The sequence below is a fragment of the Anaeromassilibacillus senegalensis genome, from assembly GCF_001261775.1.
Taxonomy (GTDB): domain Bacteria; phylum Bacillota; class Clostridia; order Oscillospirales; family Acutalibacteraceae; genus Anaeromassilibacillus; species Anaeromassilibacillus senegalensis.
On sequence record NZ_LN868538.1, the window covers coordinates 452340 to 471610 of the forward strand.

Genomic DNA, 19271 nt, shown 5'->3' on the forward strand with positions numbered 1-19271 from the left:
CACCTACGGTGGTTTTCAGTGGCAGCAATCAGCCAATCGTTACCACACAGTGCTGCTGCGGACGTGCAACGTCATTCGCACCTACGGTGGTTTTCAGTGGCAGCAATCAGCCAATCGTTACCACACAGTGCTGCTGGACCTTCTCACTCGCCATTGTGGTATACACGCCGGTGCTCTGGCCCGGAGTGCCGACCGCCCAGACTCTGTAATAGTAGTCATTGCCGATCTTCGCCACAAACTGGGTCTTCAGCACACTGCCGTTACCCACGGTGAAGTTCGGGGCCGCGCTGCTGCCGTTGACAACCGTCATCTTGAAGCAGTAGGCGCTGCCTCTCTTCAAGGTGAAGTTTGCCGTGGTATCGGAACGGACGGATTTCTGGCCCATCACGTTCTGTACCGCGTTGATTAACGGGTTGGGCACAGCAACTGCCGTTCCTGTTCCGGAGGTGTTGCCAACCGGCTTCTTGCTGCCGTTGCTGGACGGTTTATTGCTCGGCTTGTTGGCAGGCTCTTCCGGTTTGTCCGCCAGAACCAGACCCGCACGGGCCTTCTCTACCGTCGCGCAGACCGCCGTGATTTCCTCCGGGGTGGCGTTCTCATCTTCATAGACGCCCTGCGCGTTGTTCAGCGCCGCACGCAGGATTGCGTAACTCGCCTCGGTGTAATCATCCGGATTGAGCGCTTCCGACTCGTCGATCAGGTCCTTCAGCACTTTCTTGTCCGGGATCATGCGCAGGTTCATCATCGCTTTGTACAGGGCGTCCGCCATTTCGTCCACCTGCTTCTGGGTCGCATTCGCGTCCTCCAGAAGGGCTTCCGCCTGCGGGAACAGCTCGTTGAACTTGTCTTTTTCCGGGCCGTCCAGGTACTTGTCAATTTCAATCTCCTGTGCCTGCTGTACAAAGGCTCCCAGCACTTCCGTGTTTGCCTTGAACTCCAGGCGCAGGATTGCTTCTTGCAGGTTCTTTGCCGCCTTTTCAACTTCCGCCTTCAGCGTTTCGCCCTCGTCGTTGTAGATCTCTTCCGCATAGGCGAGCGCTTCCGCATAGCCTTCCAGGCTCTTCGGGGTGAAGTTGTTCAAGTCGAGCATGGCGGCGTAGTCGAGCCAGTATTCCAGCTCGTCCTTGGTGCCCGCCTCAAAGGAGAGGTAATGCATCGCGTCGAGCAGTTCCTTCCAGGCTTCGTTTACTTCTTCCTGGGTGGCACTGTCGTCTTCATAGACGGCCTTCGCGTTGTCGCGCGCCGCGATGAAGCGATTGCTTACGGACTCGACCAGACCAGCAAGCTGCTCATTGGTCACTTCGTTTGCCTTCTCCAGCAGGGTTTCCAGAATCCCCTTGCTTACGCTGGTGAATACAAAGCGCAGGGACGCCTTATCGTTCGGCATGGTAAAGGTGTAGGTGCAGCCGTCTGCCTCAAACGGGATGTCTTCTCCGTTAAGCTGCGCGCTTGCGAACGGGCCGTCTGCTGGGGTGAAGCTGAAGGTCAGCGTGTCGCCCGCATAGACCGTCGCGCCGAGCATGCCGTCCCGCTCGATGAGCGCTTCGTATGCACCCTCTACAGACAGCGTTGCGTTTGTTCCATACTGCACCGTCAGGACCTGCTTCTCCAAGCCGGAGACGCGGTCGAACCGCAGGGAATCCAGATTAAAGTTGCCGGAGTTTGCAGAACCCTCGGAACGAATCTTAATGGTGTGTTTGCCTTCCGTCAGGGCAACGCCAGAGAGAACTTCTTCAAACCATTCGCCCCAACTCTGACGGACCTTCAATGCAAAATCTTTCACCTTGACGCCGTCCACATACAGCGCGCCTGTGCGCGGCGTATTATCGAACTGTGCGCCGTTCTTTTTGCCGCAGGCCGCACGGAGAGCCAAGTCATACATGCCGGCCTGTTTGACATTGACATCAAACTCAACAAAGTGGCCTACCGCTTTCCAGCCCGCTACATAGCCGCTGCCGGTGTAGCCCTTCCACTCGGTGTCCACACGGACTTTGCCGCTGCCGTCGCCATTGCCGCTGCTGGTATCGCCTCTGGCGTTCTCCAGTTCAAAGACGCTTCCGGACTCAATGTCGTTCTCGCCCTCTTCCAGCGTTACAGTAACGTCCACACGTGTGCTGTCCGGCACGACAAAGGTGTACTCTTTGCCCGCTTCCACTTCGGTCAGCGCAACGGTGTTGCCATCCGCATCGACTGCGGAAATAGATTTAAACTTTCTGCCCATCTCGATATTGGAAATACGGACAGTTACAGTGTCGCCCACTTTTACGCTCTCCGGCGTCACTGCTACGGTCGCGCTGCCGCCGGTCACCTCTGTGGAAACAGAGGAACGGTCGCTCTTAAAGCGGAACCAATCCATATCGCAGATGGACTTATCTGTCTCTGTATTGACGAATTTGAGATAGACGTCATGCGTGCCGACAACGGTATCGCATACGCCGGTGTACGTTTTCAGCGTATTCCAGTCGCCGGTATTTGCAATCTTTACCTCTGCGACCTTCTCGCCGTCCACGGCGTCGAGACGGACTTCCATCGTGCCGCCCTGCAGGCCGGCCGCGACGCGGACTTCCACGCTCGCCGCGTCTCCGTCTCCAAAGTCTACGTTGTTAAACTTGGCCCAATCGCCATTCTCAATGTGGTTCAAGACAGTAATTTTCTGTCCGTTAACCGTCTTGGAGGCGGTATCGATTCCCTGCCGATCGTCGGCGGTTTCCGCTTCGATCTGGCTGAAGGCGTCAATTACCTTGCGATTGGAAATAAATTTGATCCAGTCCATATCGCAGATGGAACTGGTGGTGGAGGTGTTGACAAACTTGAGATAGACGTCGTGAATTCCGGTGATTTCCATGCAGTCGCCAGAATACACCTTCAGGGTATCCCAGTTGCCGGTAGGTGCAATTTCGACTTCCGCCGCTTTGACACCGTTCACGGAGTCGAGACGAACTTCCAGCGTACCGCCCTGCAGGCCGGCTGCCACCTGGGTTTCAAAGCTTACCACGCCGCCTTCGCCAAAGTTGACGTCGCTGAACTTCGCCCAGTCGCCGTCCTCAATGTGATTCAGCAGAGTATAACGCTGTCCGCTGATGGTCTTTGAGGTGGTATCGATGCCATGGCGCTCGTTTGCGGTCTCCGCCTCAATCTGGCTGTATGCATCGATGGTCGCTTTATCGGTTGTAAAGTGGAACCAGTCTACATCGCAGTCAAAGCTCTCCGCGCCTTCCTTCGCAACAAAGGACAGGTAAATGTTGCTGGTCACAGCATCCGTATCCTTTGATACAGATGTCAGTGTGGTCCACTTGCCATTTGCCGGGATTTCCAGCGTGGCAAGAATCTTATCACCCACACCGTTTTCATAGACGACTATGCTGCCGCCGGTGGTGCTCTTGACGCGCAGGGCAAGTCCGCTCTTCTGGCTGCCGCGCACTTCGTCAAACTGCACCCAGGCGCCGTTCTCTGTCACGGCGAGCTTGCTGCCGCCGGAGGCCGCGGTATCCGCAGCGACTGCCACGCCGCCCTCCAGGTGCGATGCGCTTTCCGCCTCAATCTTGCTGAACGCGTTGACAGAGGTGTCCACATAGCGGAAGGTCAGGGAATCCAGATTGTAATTGCCCGGATTGCTGCCCTCAGCGCGAATCTTCATGGTGGTAACGCCCGATTCGAGCTTCACACGGTAGGTGTAATCCACCCAAACGCCCTGCTTGACGCCATCCACGGTTTCGCCCCACTTGTCGGTCACTGCAAAGGCGAGGTCTACCGCCTTCTGGTTCTGGATATACAGGCCGCCGGTGCGCGGCGTGCTGTCGAACTGCGGCGCGTTCTTTTTGCCGTTGTTGACGCGCAGCACCAGATCATAGGTGCCGGCGGTCTCAACATTGACGTCGAACTGAACCGCATCGCCAACCGCTTTAAAGCCCTTGGCAAAGCCGCTGCCGGTGTAACCCTTCCACTCATTGTCCGGTTTGACTTCTCCGCCGCTCGCGGGCAGCATTTCCGTCTCTTCCATTTCAATGACGCTGCCGTCCGTGATTCTGGTCGGCGGGTTTCCTTCGTTCTCGTCGCCCAGCTCCGGCTCCACGATGCCGCCAGACGCAAGGACTACATCGATCTCCTTGCCGGTATCCGGGGTGCGGACATAGACGGTGTTGGCGTCCGTATCCAGCCAGTAAGCCTGCTCCGCGGCGTTGTATGCTTCCAGGGAATCCGCAGCTGTAATCGCCGTACCGTTGATGGTCACGCCGCTGACTTCTGCGATATGGTTAAACTTGAGATTGTAAGAACGCGCATCCGGGGTGTAGACCGCCGGATTGTTGTCCACTCTCTCATGGATCTTGAAGGAGATATCGGTTCCGTCCTGAATGCTTTCAAAAGTTGTGGTGCTGTAAGCATTCTCTGTGATGTACTTGCGGCTCTGACCATCGTCTTCGTACAGGGTAAAGGAGGTCTTTCCCTTCGGATAGATGTCGAGGGTGAGCGGGTCGAGCGGTTTTTCGTCCGCATAGTTGACGTCCGGGCCCATCGGGACAATTGCGCCGGACTTAACAAATACCGGGATTTCTTCCAGCGCCGCCGCCACGGTGATGTTTTTGCCGATGGGGCCGCCTTCATAGCGCTCGCCGGTATAATAGTTGTACCATGTGGTTTCCGGAGGCAGCCACACCTTGACGGTGGTGTCCGCTGTGGCGGAAGCCGGCGCTACCAGGAACCAATCGCCATAGTAGTACTGCTTGTTCAGATCCCAGGCAGCCGGGTTATACTGGCTGTCATCTTCCAACAGCATGGCGCGCATCATCGGTACGCCCTGGCTGTAGCCCTGCCATGCCAGGGAATAGGTGTACGGGTACAGTGCATAACGAACCTGCAGGTTCTGCTTGAGCGTGTCCTGCGCGGTCTGGTCAAAGGTCCAGGGCTCGCGTCCATCGTGGCCGTGTGTACGCATCATACCGCTCCACGCACCGAACTCAGAAACCCAACGGGTATACAGCTCATTGCTCGGGCGCTTCATAAAGCCGCCCAGGTCGTTGGAGGATGTCCAGTAACCGACCAGGCCTGCGTCAATGCTGAAACCGATCTGGTTATCCAGCTCCGCGCTGGTATTATTGATATCGCCGGACCATGCGGTCGCAAAGTGCTGGCCCGCATAGCTGCCTCTGGTGACAAACATCGGACGGGATTCGTCCGTATATTCCTGCCACGCCTCATAGGCGCCCTTGGAGGAGAACGTCGGGGCGGTGTTGGTGCCCAGAACGTCGAACTCATCCGGCCAGAACCAATCGCCGTATCCGGTGGTGATTACGCTGTCCATATAGGACTTCACCCATTTTTCCTCGTTCTCCGGCTTGTAGAGTTCCTTGCCGCCGGAAGCCTCCGGCGTACCCGCGTTGTTATGCAGGCCGACATGGAATCCCAGCTCGTCCGCTTCTTTAAACATGGCGTCGATATCCGGGAATTTATTGGTATCGTTGCTCCACATCTGCTTGCCCCACTTTTCGCCCGCGCCGTGCTGTGGGTTGCCGTTATCCGCAACGTCGCCGCGCCAGCCGTAGTCGAACACATAGCAGTCGGTCGGATATCCCTCGTCGCGCAGACGATGCAGCCACTCCAGGAATTCCTTCTGTGTCGCGTTGTCGTTGCCGTACTTGGAGAGCATAAAGCCGTGCGCCCATTTGCCGTACAGCTCCATGCGGCCGGTAATCTCCGCGTACTCGTTCAGAATGGTCTTAAAGTCCGGGCCATACATAAAGAAATAATCCAGATAGCCCTTCGTCTGGAAACCGCCGCCCTGTTTAAAGAACTTGGTTTCCTTCTCAATGGTGTTGAGGAACACGCCGTAACCGACCGTGCTCATAAAGAACGGTGCGATCAGCCGGCCGTGGCTCATGCTGAATTCCGTAAAGTCGCTGCCGTAGCGATTCAGATTGGAACGGCGGCCGTGGTCACCGGATCCAAAACCGAAAATGCCGCCGGCATTTTTGGCACCTTCCACACGCTTGACGCCGCGTACGCCGGAATCGTCCCAATACATGCCCTGATCATCGGCGTCCTTGCTGAGCAGATTGCCCTCCAGATCATACATGCCGATGCGAAGCGGGCTTTTCTGCACACGGATTTCCATGGCGTCGGTACGGATTTTGATGGTTCCGTCCTCCTCGGTCACGGTGCGATTTACCGGGTCCCAGATGTTCTTCTGTACCATATAGTACTGCGGATCCTCCGGCCGGTAACCGTTCGCGCCATCCAGGGAAAGCTGGATGCGTGCGGTGCGGTCTGTGCACAGCTCAACCGTCACTTCCTGTCTGTCGCAGCTGAAGGTCAGCACGTTGCCGTCCTCCGCCAGTGCAGTCACATCGCCGATCTGCGCCAAGGTCGCCCCCTGTGCCGCCGTCGCCGGCAGGACCATCATGGAGAAAACCATTGCCACAGTCAACAGCAGGCTGAGTAATCTTTTCTTTCTCATACAAACCCCTTTCTTGTCTCCTTTTCCGGCTGTGATCAGCTGGAAAAGACCATCTTTACCCATTTCTTCTCCCTTTCTATACCTCTTCGTTCCCACCTTTCTCATAGGAGATTTGAACACTCCTTGTTGTATTCATCATACAATGGAATTGAATGAGAATCAATAAATTTTCTTGCACTTTTTCAGGTCTTTTTTAACATATACACCATTTTTATTTTTCGCCTGTATTATTTTGCAACAAAAAAAGAAAGGCCCTGGGTAAAAAAATCCAGAGCCTTTTCCTCATTCTTCCCGCCGGTAGACATCTTCCTTTAAATGGAAGCCATCCTTGATCACCGTGTCATCTATATTCTCTTTTGTTACACTGATGACATCGCACATGAGATAGGGGACCTGATAGGTTCCGTCGTCGATGGTCTTGTCAGAATCGACCCTTTTCCCCGCGGCAAGTGTCTGGCAGGCTTCGATCGTCCGGTCCACCAGGTTGGGAATCGGTTTATAAACGGTCATCAGCTGCGTTCCCACCACGATGCGCTGGCAGGCCGCCAGGTCCGCGTCGTGGCCTACCACCTTCACCCTGTCCGTCAGCCGCGCTTCGGACAAAGCGTCAATCGCCGCCCACGCCAGGGAGTCGTTCGCCGCGATCACCGCGCTGATGCTGTCCCCTTTTTCCTTCAGGACATCGGACATAAAGTCAAAGGCCGTCTCTCTGCGCCAGTCCTCCACCCAGGTCTCCGCCTCAATCTGGATTTTGCCGCTGTCGATCCCCTCTTGCAGACGGTCCATACAGCCCTGGTGGTACATCTGGCTGTTGCTGTCGTCCTCGGACCCGTTCAGCAAAATGTAACCGCCCTCCGGCACTTCCTCCAGAATGGCCTCGCCTTGCAGTTCCCCAACCTTGTAATTGTCAAAGGAAACATAAACATCCACATTGGCGTTCTTGACCAGACGGTCGTAAGAGATTACGGGAATCCCCTCCCGTTTGGCCAGCGTGACACATTGTGCGGAATTATCGCTGTCGTGCGGTGCGATCACCAGCACGTCAATTCCCCGCTCCACCATGTCCGCCACCTGCTCATACTGCCGTTCCGTGCTGTTGTTTGCGTTGGCAATGATGACGTCTATGTTCTCCTGCTTGGCCTTTGCGGAGAAAATATCCCGATCGCGCAGCCAGCGGTCCTCCTTGAGCGTCGCCATGGAAAAACCCACCAGCAAGCGCTTTTCCTGTTCCGGCTCCGGCGGCGACGTATCGCCGCTGCACGCGGCCAGCGCCATGGTGCATTGCAGTACCGCTAACACAAGCAGCGCACAGCGGCGGAACAAATGCTTTTGCTTTTTCATGCCCTCACCTCCCACAGGATTCTTTGTATTCCGTCGCCGTCATATTCGTAATTTTCTTAAACAGCTTGGAAAAATAATTGGGGTCTGCATATCCCACCATGCGTGCCACATCCTTAACGGTATATTCGGCGCGCGCCAGATATTGTTTGGCTTTCTCCATCCGGATCGCCGTCAGCCGGTCGATAAAATTTGTTCCCGTTTCATCCTTGTAAAACCGGCTGAAATAATATGGGCTCAGGTTGACCGCGCGGGCCACGCTTTCCAGGGCGATATCCTGGTCAAAATGTTCCTCCATATAGCGGTCCGCCTGCTCAATGATCGCGCTGATTTTTCGTTGCTTTCCGGAATCAATGCGCTCCACCGCATCCCGGATGAAGCGGCGGCAGAGCTCGTGGAGCACATCCATGTGTTCCGCCTGCAACAGCGCAGACAAGGCATTGCAGGAATTGCCGATCACGTTCCCCCAGCGCTTCCCAAATTCTACCACCAGGGCGATCGTTTTATTCTTAATCATATCAAAATCCTGCGGTTCATTCTTACACAGGCCGGAAAACATGCGCTCAAACGCCAGGACCGCTCCTGTGGAATCCCCCTCCGCCGCCTTTGCAAAGATCAGATGGACCATCTGGTCTTCATACAGCGCGTCGTTGTCTTCCATCCCCTTCACCGCATCATCAAAATGCAGGATGTTGGTGGCCTCCGGCCGGCTGTCCGCCATACTCAGCGCCTGTAAAGCTTCCCGGTAGCTCTTCTTTGCCTCATCCAAACGCCCGTAGTTGCGTCCAATACCAATAGAGATCTCCGGATGCAAACTTCCCACCCGGTCGTATAGATTTTCTGCCAGCTTCAGGGCCGCAAGCCGCTGTTCAAAGGAAGGCTCCGGAAAATCACTGCAAACATAAACCACCAGACGGTTGAGCATGATCGGGCCAACCATGCACCGGCTCATTGATTTTAACGCCTCGCGGTACCGGTTGTAAAGCGCCTGCCCTTTGACGCCGGCGCCGATGCGGTTGTTGCCGCCTCTGCTGTCCTTATCGTCAAACGCGATGATCATCACGTAGCCGCCCGTGGATTCGTTTCCCAGCAGGCGGCTGAAGTTTTTCAGCTCCTCCGCGTTGTCCTCAAACATGCAAAGCGCATTGATGAAGCCGGTCTCCATGATCGGGACAATCATCTCAAATTTTTCCTTAATCTCCAGCTCTTTGCGCAGCTTTTCCCGCTGCTGTTCCACCTGCCCGGTCACCTTGCGCAACGTTTCCACCAGCTTGGCCTCGCGCACCGGTTTGAGCAGGTATTCCTCCGCGTCCAGTGCGACAGCCTCCACCGCATAGTCAAAATAATCAAACGCCGTCACGATGATAAAACGGATGACCGGGTTGGCTTCCTTGATCTGCCGCATCGCTTCCAACCCATTGATCCCCGGCATATTGATATCCATCAGCACGACGTCCGGACGGGTGTTGTAGGCTTTTTCAATCGCGTCCCGGCCGGAACGGGATTTTCCCACCACCTCGACGTCATCCATATTTTTACGGATCATATATTCCATGGAATCAATCGCAATTGGTTCATCATCCACAATCAGTACGCGAATCATTCTTCATCCCCCTCCCTGCTCTTCGGCAGCTTTAACGTAAAGCGCGTCTCTCCCTGTTCGCAGACGATTTCCATTACATCGTCGCGGCCAAAGTACAGCCGCAGCCGCTTCAGAACGTTGTCCACACCGATTCCGGAAACATGCCCCCTGGGTGCGCGGCCCGGCTGCTCCGGGCTTCCAGGCTGCGCCTGCAAAAGCTGCTCAATCTTCTCCTCACTCATTCCCTTTCCATTGTCGCAGATGGCAATGCAGATCTGCTCCGCTTCTTCCCAGGCCAGCAGGCGGATGACCCCGCCAGATTCTTTTTCACTGATGCCGTGAATATACGCGTTTTCCACCAGCGGCTGCAGCGTCATCCTGGGAAGCACAAAGTGCAGCAGTTCCGAGCCTTCCTGAATCTCCTTTTCAAAACGGATTGCGTCGCCGAACCGGGTTTGCAGAAGACTCATATAGGCGCTGACATTCTCAAACTCCTGCTGCAGCGTCGTATTGGTGTCCAGGCCTTTTAAATTATAGCGGAAAATATCCGCGGCGTTTTCAAAGTAGGCACAAGTTACCTCGTCGCCGTGCAGCATCGCCAGCTTCGCACCGATATTGATGGTGTTGAAAATAAAATGAGGGTTGACCTGAGATTGCAGCGCGAGAAGCTCCGATTCCCGCAGGGCGTTTTTCATCTTCAGGTTGTTCATCTTCTGCTCGTGCAGCGCCTTTTCAATCCGGCGCTTCTGCTGAATCTGATCCACATGCTCTTTGATGTTGGCCGCCATCAGACGGAAGGCACGGTAGAGCACATGGATTTCCTTACTTGTATTGTTCTGCGGAATCTGCACGTCAAAATTCCCATTGGAGATTTCCTCCGCATAGGTTGCCAGCCGGCTGAGCGGCTTCGTCATCTGTGCGCTGAACAGGACAATGGCAAACAACATGAAAATTGAGATACCGGCGATCAGCACATTATTAAATACCGTGATCGTCTGCACATTGCTGCTGATCGCCGCGTAATTCTCCGAACTGCTGATCAGGTCGGCACTCATCATTTTTTCGATGTATTGGGTAATGTAGCGGTTCTCTTTGACTGTGTCGGCATAGCCCTGCGTATAGCTGCCCACCATGCGCCCACGCTTGGCGCGGATGGCATCGTCCGCCTGCTGCACATAATGCGCCATCATATTCGCCACATTTTTAATCCGGATCCCACGTTCCGTGTAAGAGGCCGTTTTTTTCAGCTTGTCCGTATTGCTGCTGACCGCGGCGGAATGGTTATAAAACGAAACAAGGCTGTCGGAGCTGCTGGTAAAGAAATACGTCTCAAACTCCTGCTGCATTAAGTTGATCTCTTTATAGGCGTTTGTCAGCTGATAGTTCTTTTCCAACATCTCCACGCTGTCCCGCATCAGCACCTGTGCGGAAAGATAGGTATACAGGCCTGCCATCATGGCAATCCCGACTGCCAGCAGGAGGAACGCGATCAGCTTGGTGCGGTATTGAAAGTTGATCTTTCTTTTCAAAGCGGCGCCTCCTTTCAGGAGAGCTGACGTGTGGTTTTCTCCCGGAATTCCTCCAGGTTCCCGGCTGTTACCGTATACATGCCGGTATTGAGGGAATTGCTGATCTGTTCCCCTTCCAGCAGGTTATTCAATTGGTGCACCGTACTGCTTCCAATTTCAAAGGCGTCCGGACAAACCGTTCCGTAGATAACACCGCGTTCAATATAATCCAGCGTCTGTGGCATGGCCCCATAGCCGACCACACGAATCTCCCCAACACGGTTGGCGTCCACCAATACCTGTGCAACGCCCGGCGTGCTGGTTTCCCCCGCGCAAAGGATCAGATCGATTTCCGGCCGCTCGGTTAGAATGCTGTTGGACAACTTTTCTACTTCAAAGCTGTCCGCACTGATGGAATACGTCTCTTCAACGGAAATTTTCTGGTATCCGGACAGCGCGTCCATAATGCCCTGTAATTTTAAATTCTTGTAGGTTGTCTTTGCACCGGCCGCTGTGGACTCCAAGAGAACCGCCACGGTTGCTTTTCCCTGGCAGGCTTCCGCCGCCATCTGCCCCAGCGAATAGCCCGCGTCATATCCGTTGGACCCGACGGTTGGAACATCCGATATCGGAAAGATGTCATTTTCGTAGGTGATCACTGGAATGCCGGCCTTTGAAGCCTCCTCCAAAACCAATGCCGTCCGTTCGGTGTCAGCGGCCTGCAGCGCCAGCCCGTCTACCGATGCATAAATTGCCTGCTCTGCCGTCTCCGCAATGGTATCGGGATTTTTGGTGGGCACGTCCACAAACTCCACATACAGATTGAGTTCCTCCCCCGCCTCCAAAGCACCATCCTTAAACATGGACCAGAAGTGTTCATTGGAATTCTGCGTAACCAATTGGATATGCCGGAGCGGCGGCTCCTGCTTGGAAACGCTTTTTCCCGCGTCCCATTGGGAAAAATACAGCCAGCCGACCATGCTGGTCAGAATAACAAGCACCGCGGTCAGCAAAGCAAAAATGACTTTCAAATCCGGTCCTCCTCCAGAGCGGTTGGATCGTTCCACACAAAAACAATCATTATTTTTTCAAATACTATGACAAACCAACCTAATTTAGTATAAATCTACCCTATTATAGGTTTTTTTAAATTTTTCATAATTTGGTACGGGCATTATCTTGCACTTTTTGCAAATTATGCCCATCCTGTTTCTGGCAGAAAGGAAGGAACCCCCGAGCCGTAGGCCCGAGGGTTCCCAAATTTTCCCGCAACTGCGGTGGATTGTGTTTGTTTATCCTACCGTTACAGTGCAGTGTTTCACTGGACGTACAACGTCATTCGCTTCTACGGTAATTTTCAGTGGTAGCAATCAGCCTACTGTTACCGTACAGTGCTTCACTGCAGCAGCGCCCGGCAGAGCGGTGTATACGCCCGTGCTGGTGCCCGGTGCGCCGACTGCCCATACGCGATAGTAATAGTCGTTGCCAATCTTGGCAACATACTGCGTCTTGAGGACGCTGCCGTTGCCAACCGTAAAGTTCGGAACGAGGTTGTTGCCGTTGACAACCGTCATCTTGAAGCAGTACGCGCTGCCTCTCTTCACGGTAAAGTTGACGGTGGTATCGGATACGACCTTCGCCACAGTCTGTGCTGCGGTTACAGCGCCGACAACCGCTGTGCCTTCGCCGGCGGTCTTGCCGCTGGACGGCTGCCTGCTGCCGGAGGAGGAACCGCCGGAGGTGCTCGGAGTCTTCAGCTGGCTCTTGATAAGCTGTCCTTCTTTGTACATCTCATCAATCTGCTCCTGTGTTGCATCCGGATCAGCCAGAAGAGCTGCCGCACGAGGCAGGTAGTCTCTCATCTTATTAGCGGAAGCAGTGGTGTACTTGCTGAGATCGATCTTGTTCATTTCTTTCACAAAATCTTCCAGAGCGCTCTTGTCCGGAGTCAGCATCATCTTGGTCATTAACTCAAGCAGGATATTGGCCTGCTCGTCTACAAGAGACTGCTGGGCATTTTCATCCGCCTGTACTACAACCGCCGCGTCATAAGCCGCCTTCAGGGCGTCTTTCTCCGCCTGGGGATTCATGTAAGCGTCGATATTGTCAAGGATTTTCTTTACACCCGCGATCATCTCATCCAGCGTATCCTTATCTGCAACTTCGACCAGCGCCATCAGCGCGTCGTGCAGCTTATCATACGCCGTATCAATGTCATTCTGCAGCGAATCCGGATCCTTGCTGACTTCCTTCGCTTCCGTCAGAGCCTTCTCAAAGGCCTCCAGACTCTTCGGCGTAAAGTTATCTTTGTTGATCAGTTCCGCATTTGCAATTATGTCGTCCAGATTGGTCTTGTCGCCCGGGACAAAGTTGATCACATGGATGACGTCCATGAGCTTGATCCAAGCGTTGTCAATGGTCATCTGATCCGCGCTGAGGTCTTCCTGGACATCCTTAGCGGTTGCCAAACGCTCGTTAAACAAATTCTGAACCTCTTTGATGGCTTCATCGACTGTGCCGTCCGCGACCAGTTCGTCCGCATACTCGATAAGGGTATTGAGGACGGTTCTGTCCGTAACTGCAAACGTAAAGCTCAATGTGGTATCTTCTCTGCCCATGACAAAATCATAAACAAATTCTTCCGCACCCGCGAAATCTTCCACCGGAACGCCATTAATCATGACGGACTGGATGGTTCTGCCTTCGATTGCCGGAACAAATGTGAGCTCCAGCGCTGCGCCGGAATCCACATTCTTCTTAAACATACCGACGATGTCGGCAAACTTCTGCGGCTCGCCGTTGACCAGGAGGTTCACATACTTGCCGCTGTACTTCACAGACAAGGAGGAAGTTGTGGGCTCCGTCTCATCGATTACTGTGATCTTACAGGAAGCGGTGAGGCCCTTTTCAGTGGTAACCGTGATAGTTGCTTCGCCTGCCGCGACTGCGGAGACAACGCCGTCCACCACAGTGGCGACCGCTTCATTGTCACTCGTCCAGGATGCAATCGCATCCTCATCGTCGCCGGTGATCGTTGCGGTCAGGGTAACGCTTTCGCCAATCGCCAGGGTTGCCGTTGTCTTATCCAGGCTGACGGAGCTCTCCGGAGCACTGCCTTCGACAACAACTTCAATGGACGCGTCGCCCGCGTTGTTGGTTACGCCATCCGGAACCTGCAGCTTACCAGTCAGGGTGTAGGTCGCCGCAACATCGCCGTTGTAGCTGCCCTGCTCCCAGGTGACAGGCAGGTATGCCGGATCGCCGTTGGTGAGCGTGGTTTTCACAATGCTCGGGAGTTTTGCAGTCAGTGCTTCGAAGGTCGTGCCAACCGGGACAGAAACCTTCTCCAACGCCGCAATGCTGCCAATGACTTTTTCATCCGCCGTGCCGCCGATAAATTTCGCGTCTGCCCAGTCGGCATGGTCGTTGCCATTGCTGCCCAGTTCATCGACATACAGAGTCATAGTCTTAGCGTCAGCCGGTACTTCCACGTCAACAAACTTTGCATTGGTGGAGGAAACCATTCTTCCGCTTGTAAAGACCGGGTTGCTTCTGTCATCATCAAACCAAACTTTAAACTCAATACTGGAGTTGCCATTGCCGCGCTGCGCTTTGTCAACGCCAACCCAAGCCTGGAAGCGGTTAAAGCCCTTTCCATCAACGCTGAGCTTGATGGTGGAGGTCGCATGAGAACCGATGCCCTTTGCAAACTCTGTCTCTTTGCCATCAACCTTCAGGCTGATCGCACCTTTGCTATTGGAAAGGTCTCTCTGGTTAGTTTCCCAACCGCACTGGTCGACAAGCCATTCCATATCGCTGGCATAGAAGTATTCGGCCTCAGCAAAGTTAATGGTGTAAACTCTGGTAACACCGGCTTTATTGGTTGCCTTAATCTTAGCCGTACCCGGAACACTGTCTGCCTGCTGCACTTCAATTGTGCCGGCGTCTGCGGAAACCATTTCGGCCTCTACATACGGAACACCAACAATATCACCCTTTGCAAAGGTGTAGTTGTAAGCGTTCTTGATGCCGTCAAAACCATCCAATGCTTTTCCATTTACTTTAATGGATTTGAGAACATCAAACTCTACATCGTAAGTCAGTTTACTTTCCGCCATCTTATCCGTATCTGTGCTGATCGGAACGATGCGGAAGGTATGCGTGTGGTTCGCGCTGCTGTCAAGACGGTACTGGGGCAGCGCTGTAGTACCGCCGCAGCTGTTGTTGCCCAAGCCGCGCTGCATCTTATCGACCGTCAGAACGATGTTATCGCTCTTCTCGATCTGGAAAATGTGTCTGCCTTTCGCATTGGCTCCGGATGCTCTGTTTCCAATGCCCATTGCTTCCGGCTGGTAACGGGTTGCGCCGCTTTCCATAATGCCGTCCGCTGCAATCATCAGTCCGTCGCCGTCGTCGTTCGTCAAAGAGGTCCAGCGCACGCCGGTTCTGTTGGCATATTCCTGCGGGTGGAGATACTTGAACTCCTGTCCGTCCACAGTCAGGTTCTCGCCATTTTCATCGGTGTTGTATACACCTACAAAGGAACCGGTGTTTCTGTCCGCGTAGTTTTCAACCGGGCCGCGGCCATAGTATTCCATGTTCTGCAGGTCCGCATTGACTTCCATCTTCACACCGACTCTCGGCAAATCGACCAGCGTGTTGTTCGGAAGCAGATTGTTTGTCACAACAATCTCGCCGTTGCTGTAAATCACATAGTCGATGCGGTTGCTTGCATTGATTCTCAGGTTTCCGGTAACAGAAATCGGAAGCGTCTTGCGCTCTGCTGCCGCGAGTTCCGGAGAGGAAACGTCAACCGTGATATCCGTCATGGTGGTTCCCATATCCTTCAGACTGTTGCCCAAGCCCCCGTCATTATCAATCTGTGCTCTGTAGAGGTTCAGGACCGGGCCTTTTTCCATCAGAACCATGTCGTTTACAGTATAGTTGGAAATCTCACCGGTTTCCTTATCGATGGTAATGCTGTAGGGTTTGTTCTCATCTGTCGTGCCGGTGATAACGATTTCTGTAGCATCGTCTTCCAGCCCGGTGATGGACTCAAACGGATTCATTTTGCTGGTATCGAGCGTTTCCGCCGCGACAGCCGGAGTGTAATCCAGCTGGAACTGCTCATGAGCAATCTCAAAGCCGACATCCGCCCATTCGGTCGCTTCCTTCAGCTTAACGCTGAAGTCCAGCAGATAATCAGAATTCTCTTTTACGGAATCAGCATCAATGCCCAGATCCAGCGTAACAGTTTCTTCGTCGATCGCCGCCGTGTGCAGATCCAATGTGCCGCTGTTGATTACCGTATCGTCTTCCTTCAGTTCCCAGGTGACGTCGTACTTGCTCAGGTCTGTGTTGGTAAATTCATTGACCACACGAACCTTACCGTTCTCAATTTCACCGTCGTCATAGAAGTTGACTTCCTGATGAACCTTCTTAACTTCATAGAGCTTCGGGCTGGGGGTTCTGTCCGCATAGACAAGGCCGTTGCCGCAGAACCAGTTGTCGTTGGTCTTCGCATCAATCCAGTCGCCGCCGTAGCCATAGAAATAGCCCTCAGTCGGATAATTGGTGGTATTCTCGATAAATTCGTCTGAATCGAAATCCATTGCATAAACAACACTGTCGTCATCCTTGGCGATCGTATTGCCCTCATAGGAAGCTGCGATTTCGTCCGCGCTGAGCGCATAATTGTAAACCGCTACGCCATCGATCAAACCATCAAAATACCGGTTGTTGTAGTTGCTGTCATAGCCTACGCCAAGCGGAATATCGTTGTTGTCAAACGGACCATTGCGATGATAACTCGCCGTACCGATTTCTTTGCCATCCCAGTACAGCTTATAGGTATCGCCGTCATAGGTGCCAACCAGGTGATGGAAGTTACCGTCCGCATAATCCGCCGGGACGTCCACCATCAGCGTCGCGCCGCTCCAGCCCTGCACAAAGAACTCAATCTTCGTGTTGCCGTTTGTTCCGTTGTACTTCAGGTTGTAACCGTCTGCGTCGCCCTTGCAGAGGATCGCACCGTCGCCAGCACCAGCCTTATTGGGCTTAATCCAAGCTTCCAGCGTAATGGCGTCGCTCTTTGCTTTAAACTTGTCGTCAACAGGCAGAGACATGGAGCCGTCCAGAGCCTTCGTGCCGTTTCTGCCTTCTACCAGAGAGCCGCTGACGGACGCCTTTGTTTTGGTCTTAACATCAATAACATCATAAGAATAGGTGTTTTCCGGATACGGGGTTGCGATGGACTGATCGATCCAGTCCCAAATGAAGCCGCCCTGTACGTTGGGCTTGGAGCGAACTTCATCCCAGTATTCTTTCAGACCGCCTACAGCATTGCCCATGGCATGCGCATATTCAGACCAGATAAACGGGGATTTATTGTTTTTATTGTTCGCATAACCAACAGCGCTTCCCTGGCCCCAGTACTGTACACTGTAGATGTCTACCAGGCACTGTTTTCTGTAATCAAGGTCGGTCGGGTCAGTCGTGTTAATGCCGTTGCCTCTATTGTCACGCTCATACTTACGAATACGGCTGGGATCGCGCTCTAAAATCCACTGGGAAGAATTATAGAAGCAGTAGTTCTTATCCATTGTGTGGGCCGGATCCGCATAGGTCGCTTCGTTGCCCAGAGACCAGATCACGATGGACGGATGGTTCTTCAGTCTCTCCACCATGGTCTGGGTTCTTTCCATGACCATGTCATTGAAGACTGGGTTTGCAGATGCCAAATCACTGTGAGACTCAATATTCGCTTCACTGCAGATGTAGAGACCCATTTCATCCGCTAGCTCATAAGTGAGCTTATTCTCCGGATAGTGGGAGGTACGAATTGCATTGACGTTGAACTGCTTCATCATGACCAGCTCTTCGACAATCTCGTCCTTGCCGATCGCACGGCCTTTCATCAGGTCTGTCTCATGACGGTTGGTGCCGCGGAAGACAATCTTTTCGCCGTTAATCTGCATCTGCTGCTGGTTGCTGGAGTTGATAATCACTTTTTCCACTTCACGGAAGCCAACGCGCTGAACAACCGTCTCAATGACGTTGCCATCCGCACCCTTCAGCTCAATGAGGAGCTTGTACAGATTCGGCGTATCGGCAAACCATTTTTCCGGGTTTGTAATCTCCATGCTGCCGGTTGCGCGGGTACCGGTGGTTTTAATCATATCCCCAAATTCCGCCGGGGCTGCCGCCACGCCTTCCACCGGGATATCCATAGATTTGATCTTCTGATCGTCCATGCCCAGTAAGGTTGCGGATACGGTGAAATTGCCGGAAATGTCCTTGCTCAGGCTTCTGACGTCAACGTCCAGATCCAGTGTTGCATCGGATTCTTTCGGATTTTCCTTATCCTTCAGGGTGGTACGTACAAAGTAGTCGCGCAGTTCCACATCGTCCTTGGAATACAGATAGACGTCGCGGAAAATGCCGCTCATACGGATAAAGTCCTGGTTCTCCAGGAAGCTGCCGTCGGACCAGCGGTATACCTTGACCGCCAGGGTATTCGGCGTGCCATCCGTATGCAGGTACGGCGTGATGTTAAAATCGTGCGCGGTGTAGCTATCCTCCGAATAGCCGACCTTCTGGCCGTTGACATATACATAGTATGCGGATTCTACACCCTCAAAGGTGATGAAGGTGTTGCGTCCGTCGAAGCTCTCCGGAGTTTCAAACGTTGTACGGTAGTAGCCAACCGGGTTGTACACGGTTGCCGCATAGCCGTTCGCGTTGTCGTTTCTTGCTTCAAAGTTCTGCCAGGGATAGGACTGGTTCGTATAGATCGGGGAATCATACTTAAAGGAACCATCCTCATTGCGATAGGTCTGCCAGCTCTGCGGCACATATTCCTTCTGGAAATCGCTCTTAACATCATCGCTCAGCGTCTCCGCCAGCCAGATGTCGTCCTTCGCCTTCGCTTCCAGCGGGGTTGTTACCAAAGCAAAATCCCACTCGGTGCCGGTCAACTTCTGATAGTATGCGGATTCACTCGCATCCTCGTCCAAAGCAGACGCTTCGTTCAGCAGGGCTTTTTCCTTGCTCTCATACGGAATAAACTGTGCGTGTGCGGGCTCGCGGTTTACCTCGTAAGTCCGGAGCTGATCGTACCACTCCTGCCCCTGAAATTCCGGATTGGATGGTACTCCGGAAGCGGCAGAAGCAACTGTGGCCAGTCCACTAAAGGAACTGAGCACCATCGTCAGGGCCAATACCATTGACGCGGAGCGTTTGATTTGTTTCTTTCCTTCTCTCTTCATGGGTCCTCCTTCTCAAATTCACCTAAATTTTCAAACCTTTTGCCAAAGATTCTGATCGGCATGGAAGCAGCAGCGTCCAGCCAAGGGTTTAGGGGCGCGTTCACTGCATGGGCATCTTTCTCCTT

The 19271-nt window shown here is 53.6% G+C and carries 6 protein-coding genes; all 6 read right to left on the reverse strand.

The annotated features are described in order from the left end of the window. Nucleotides 1-106 precede the first annotated feature (106 nt). Entirely contained in the window at nt 107-6451 is a 6345-nt protein-coding gene (locus BN2106_RS12275) for a carbohydrate-binding protein (RefSeq protein WP_195891843.1), read from the reverse strand. 282 nt (nt 6452-6733) lie between these two features. Beyond that, nucleotides 6734-7792 (reverse strand): sugar ABC transporter substrate-binding protein, encoded by a 1059-nt coding sequence (locus BN2106_RS12280; RefSeq protein WP_050698869.1) that lies wholly within the window; start codon nt 7790-7792, stop codon nt 6734-6736. 4 nt (nt 7793-7796) lie between these two features. Next, a complete protein-coding gene (locus tag BN2106_RS12285) occupies nt 7797-9392 on the reverse strand; it encodes a response regulator (protein ID WP_050698870.1) in 1596 nt (531 codons plus the stop codon). Continuing rightward, the gene (locus BN2106_RS12290; RefSeq protein ID WP_050698871.1) at nt 9389-10900 is read right to left on the reverse strand and encodes a sensor histidine kinase; all 1512 of its coding nucleotides are present in this window, start codon (nt 10898-10900) and stop codon (nt 9389-9391) included. The genes BN2106_RS12285 and BN2106_RS12290 overlap by 4 nt, the downstream gene beginning before the upstream one ends. Nucleotides 10901-10914: 14 nt before the next feature. Beyond that, nucleotides 10915-11910, reverse strand: coding sequence for a sugar ABC transporter substrate-binding protein (locus BN2106_RS12295; protein ID WP_050698872.1), 996 nt, complete (start codon nt 11908-11910; stop codon nt 10915-10917). A gap of 339 nt (nt 11911-12249) precedes the next feature. After that, entirely contained in the window at nt 12250-19146 is a 6897-nt protein-coding gene (locus BN2106_RS12300) for a glycoside hydrolase family 2 TIM barrel-domain containing protein (RefSeq protein WP_050698873.1), read from the reverse strand. Nucleotides 19147-19271 lie beyond the last annotated feature (125 nt).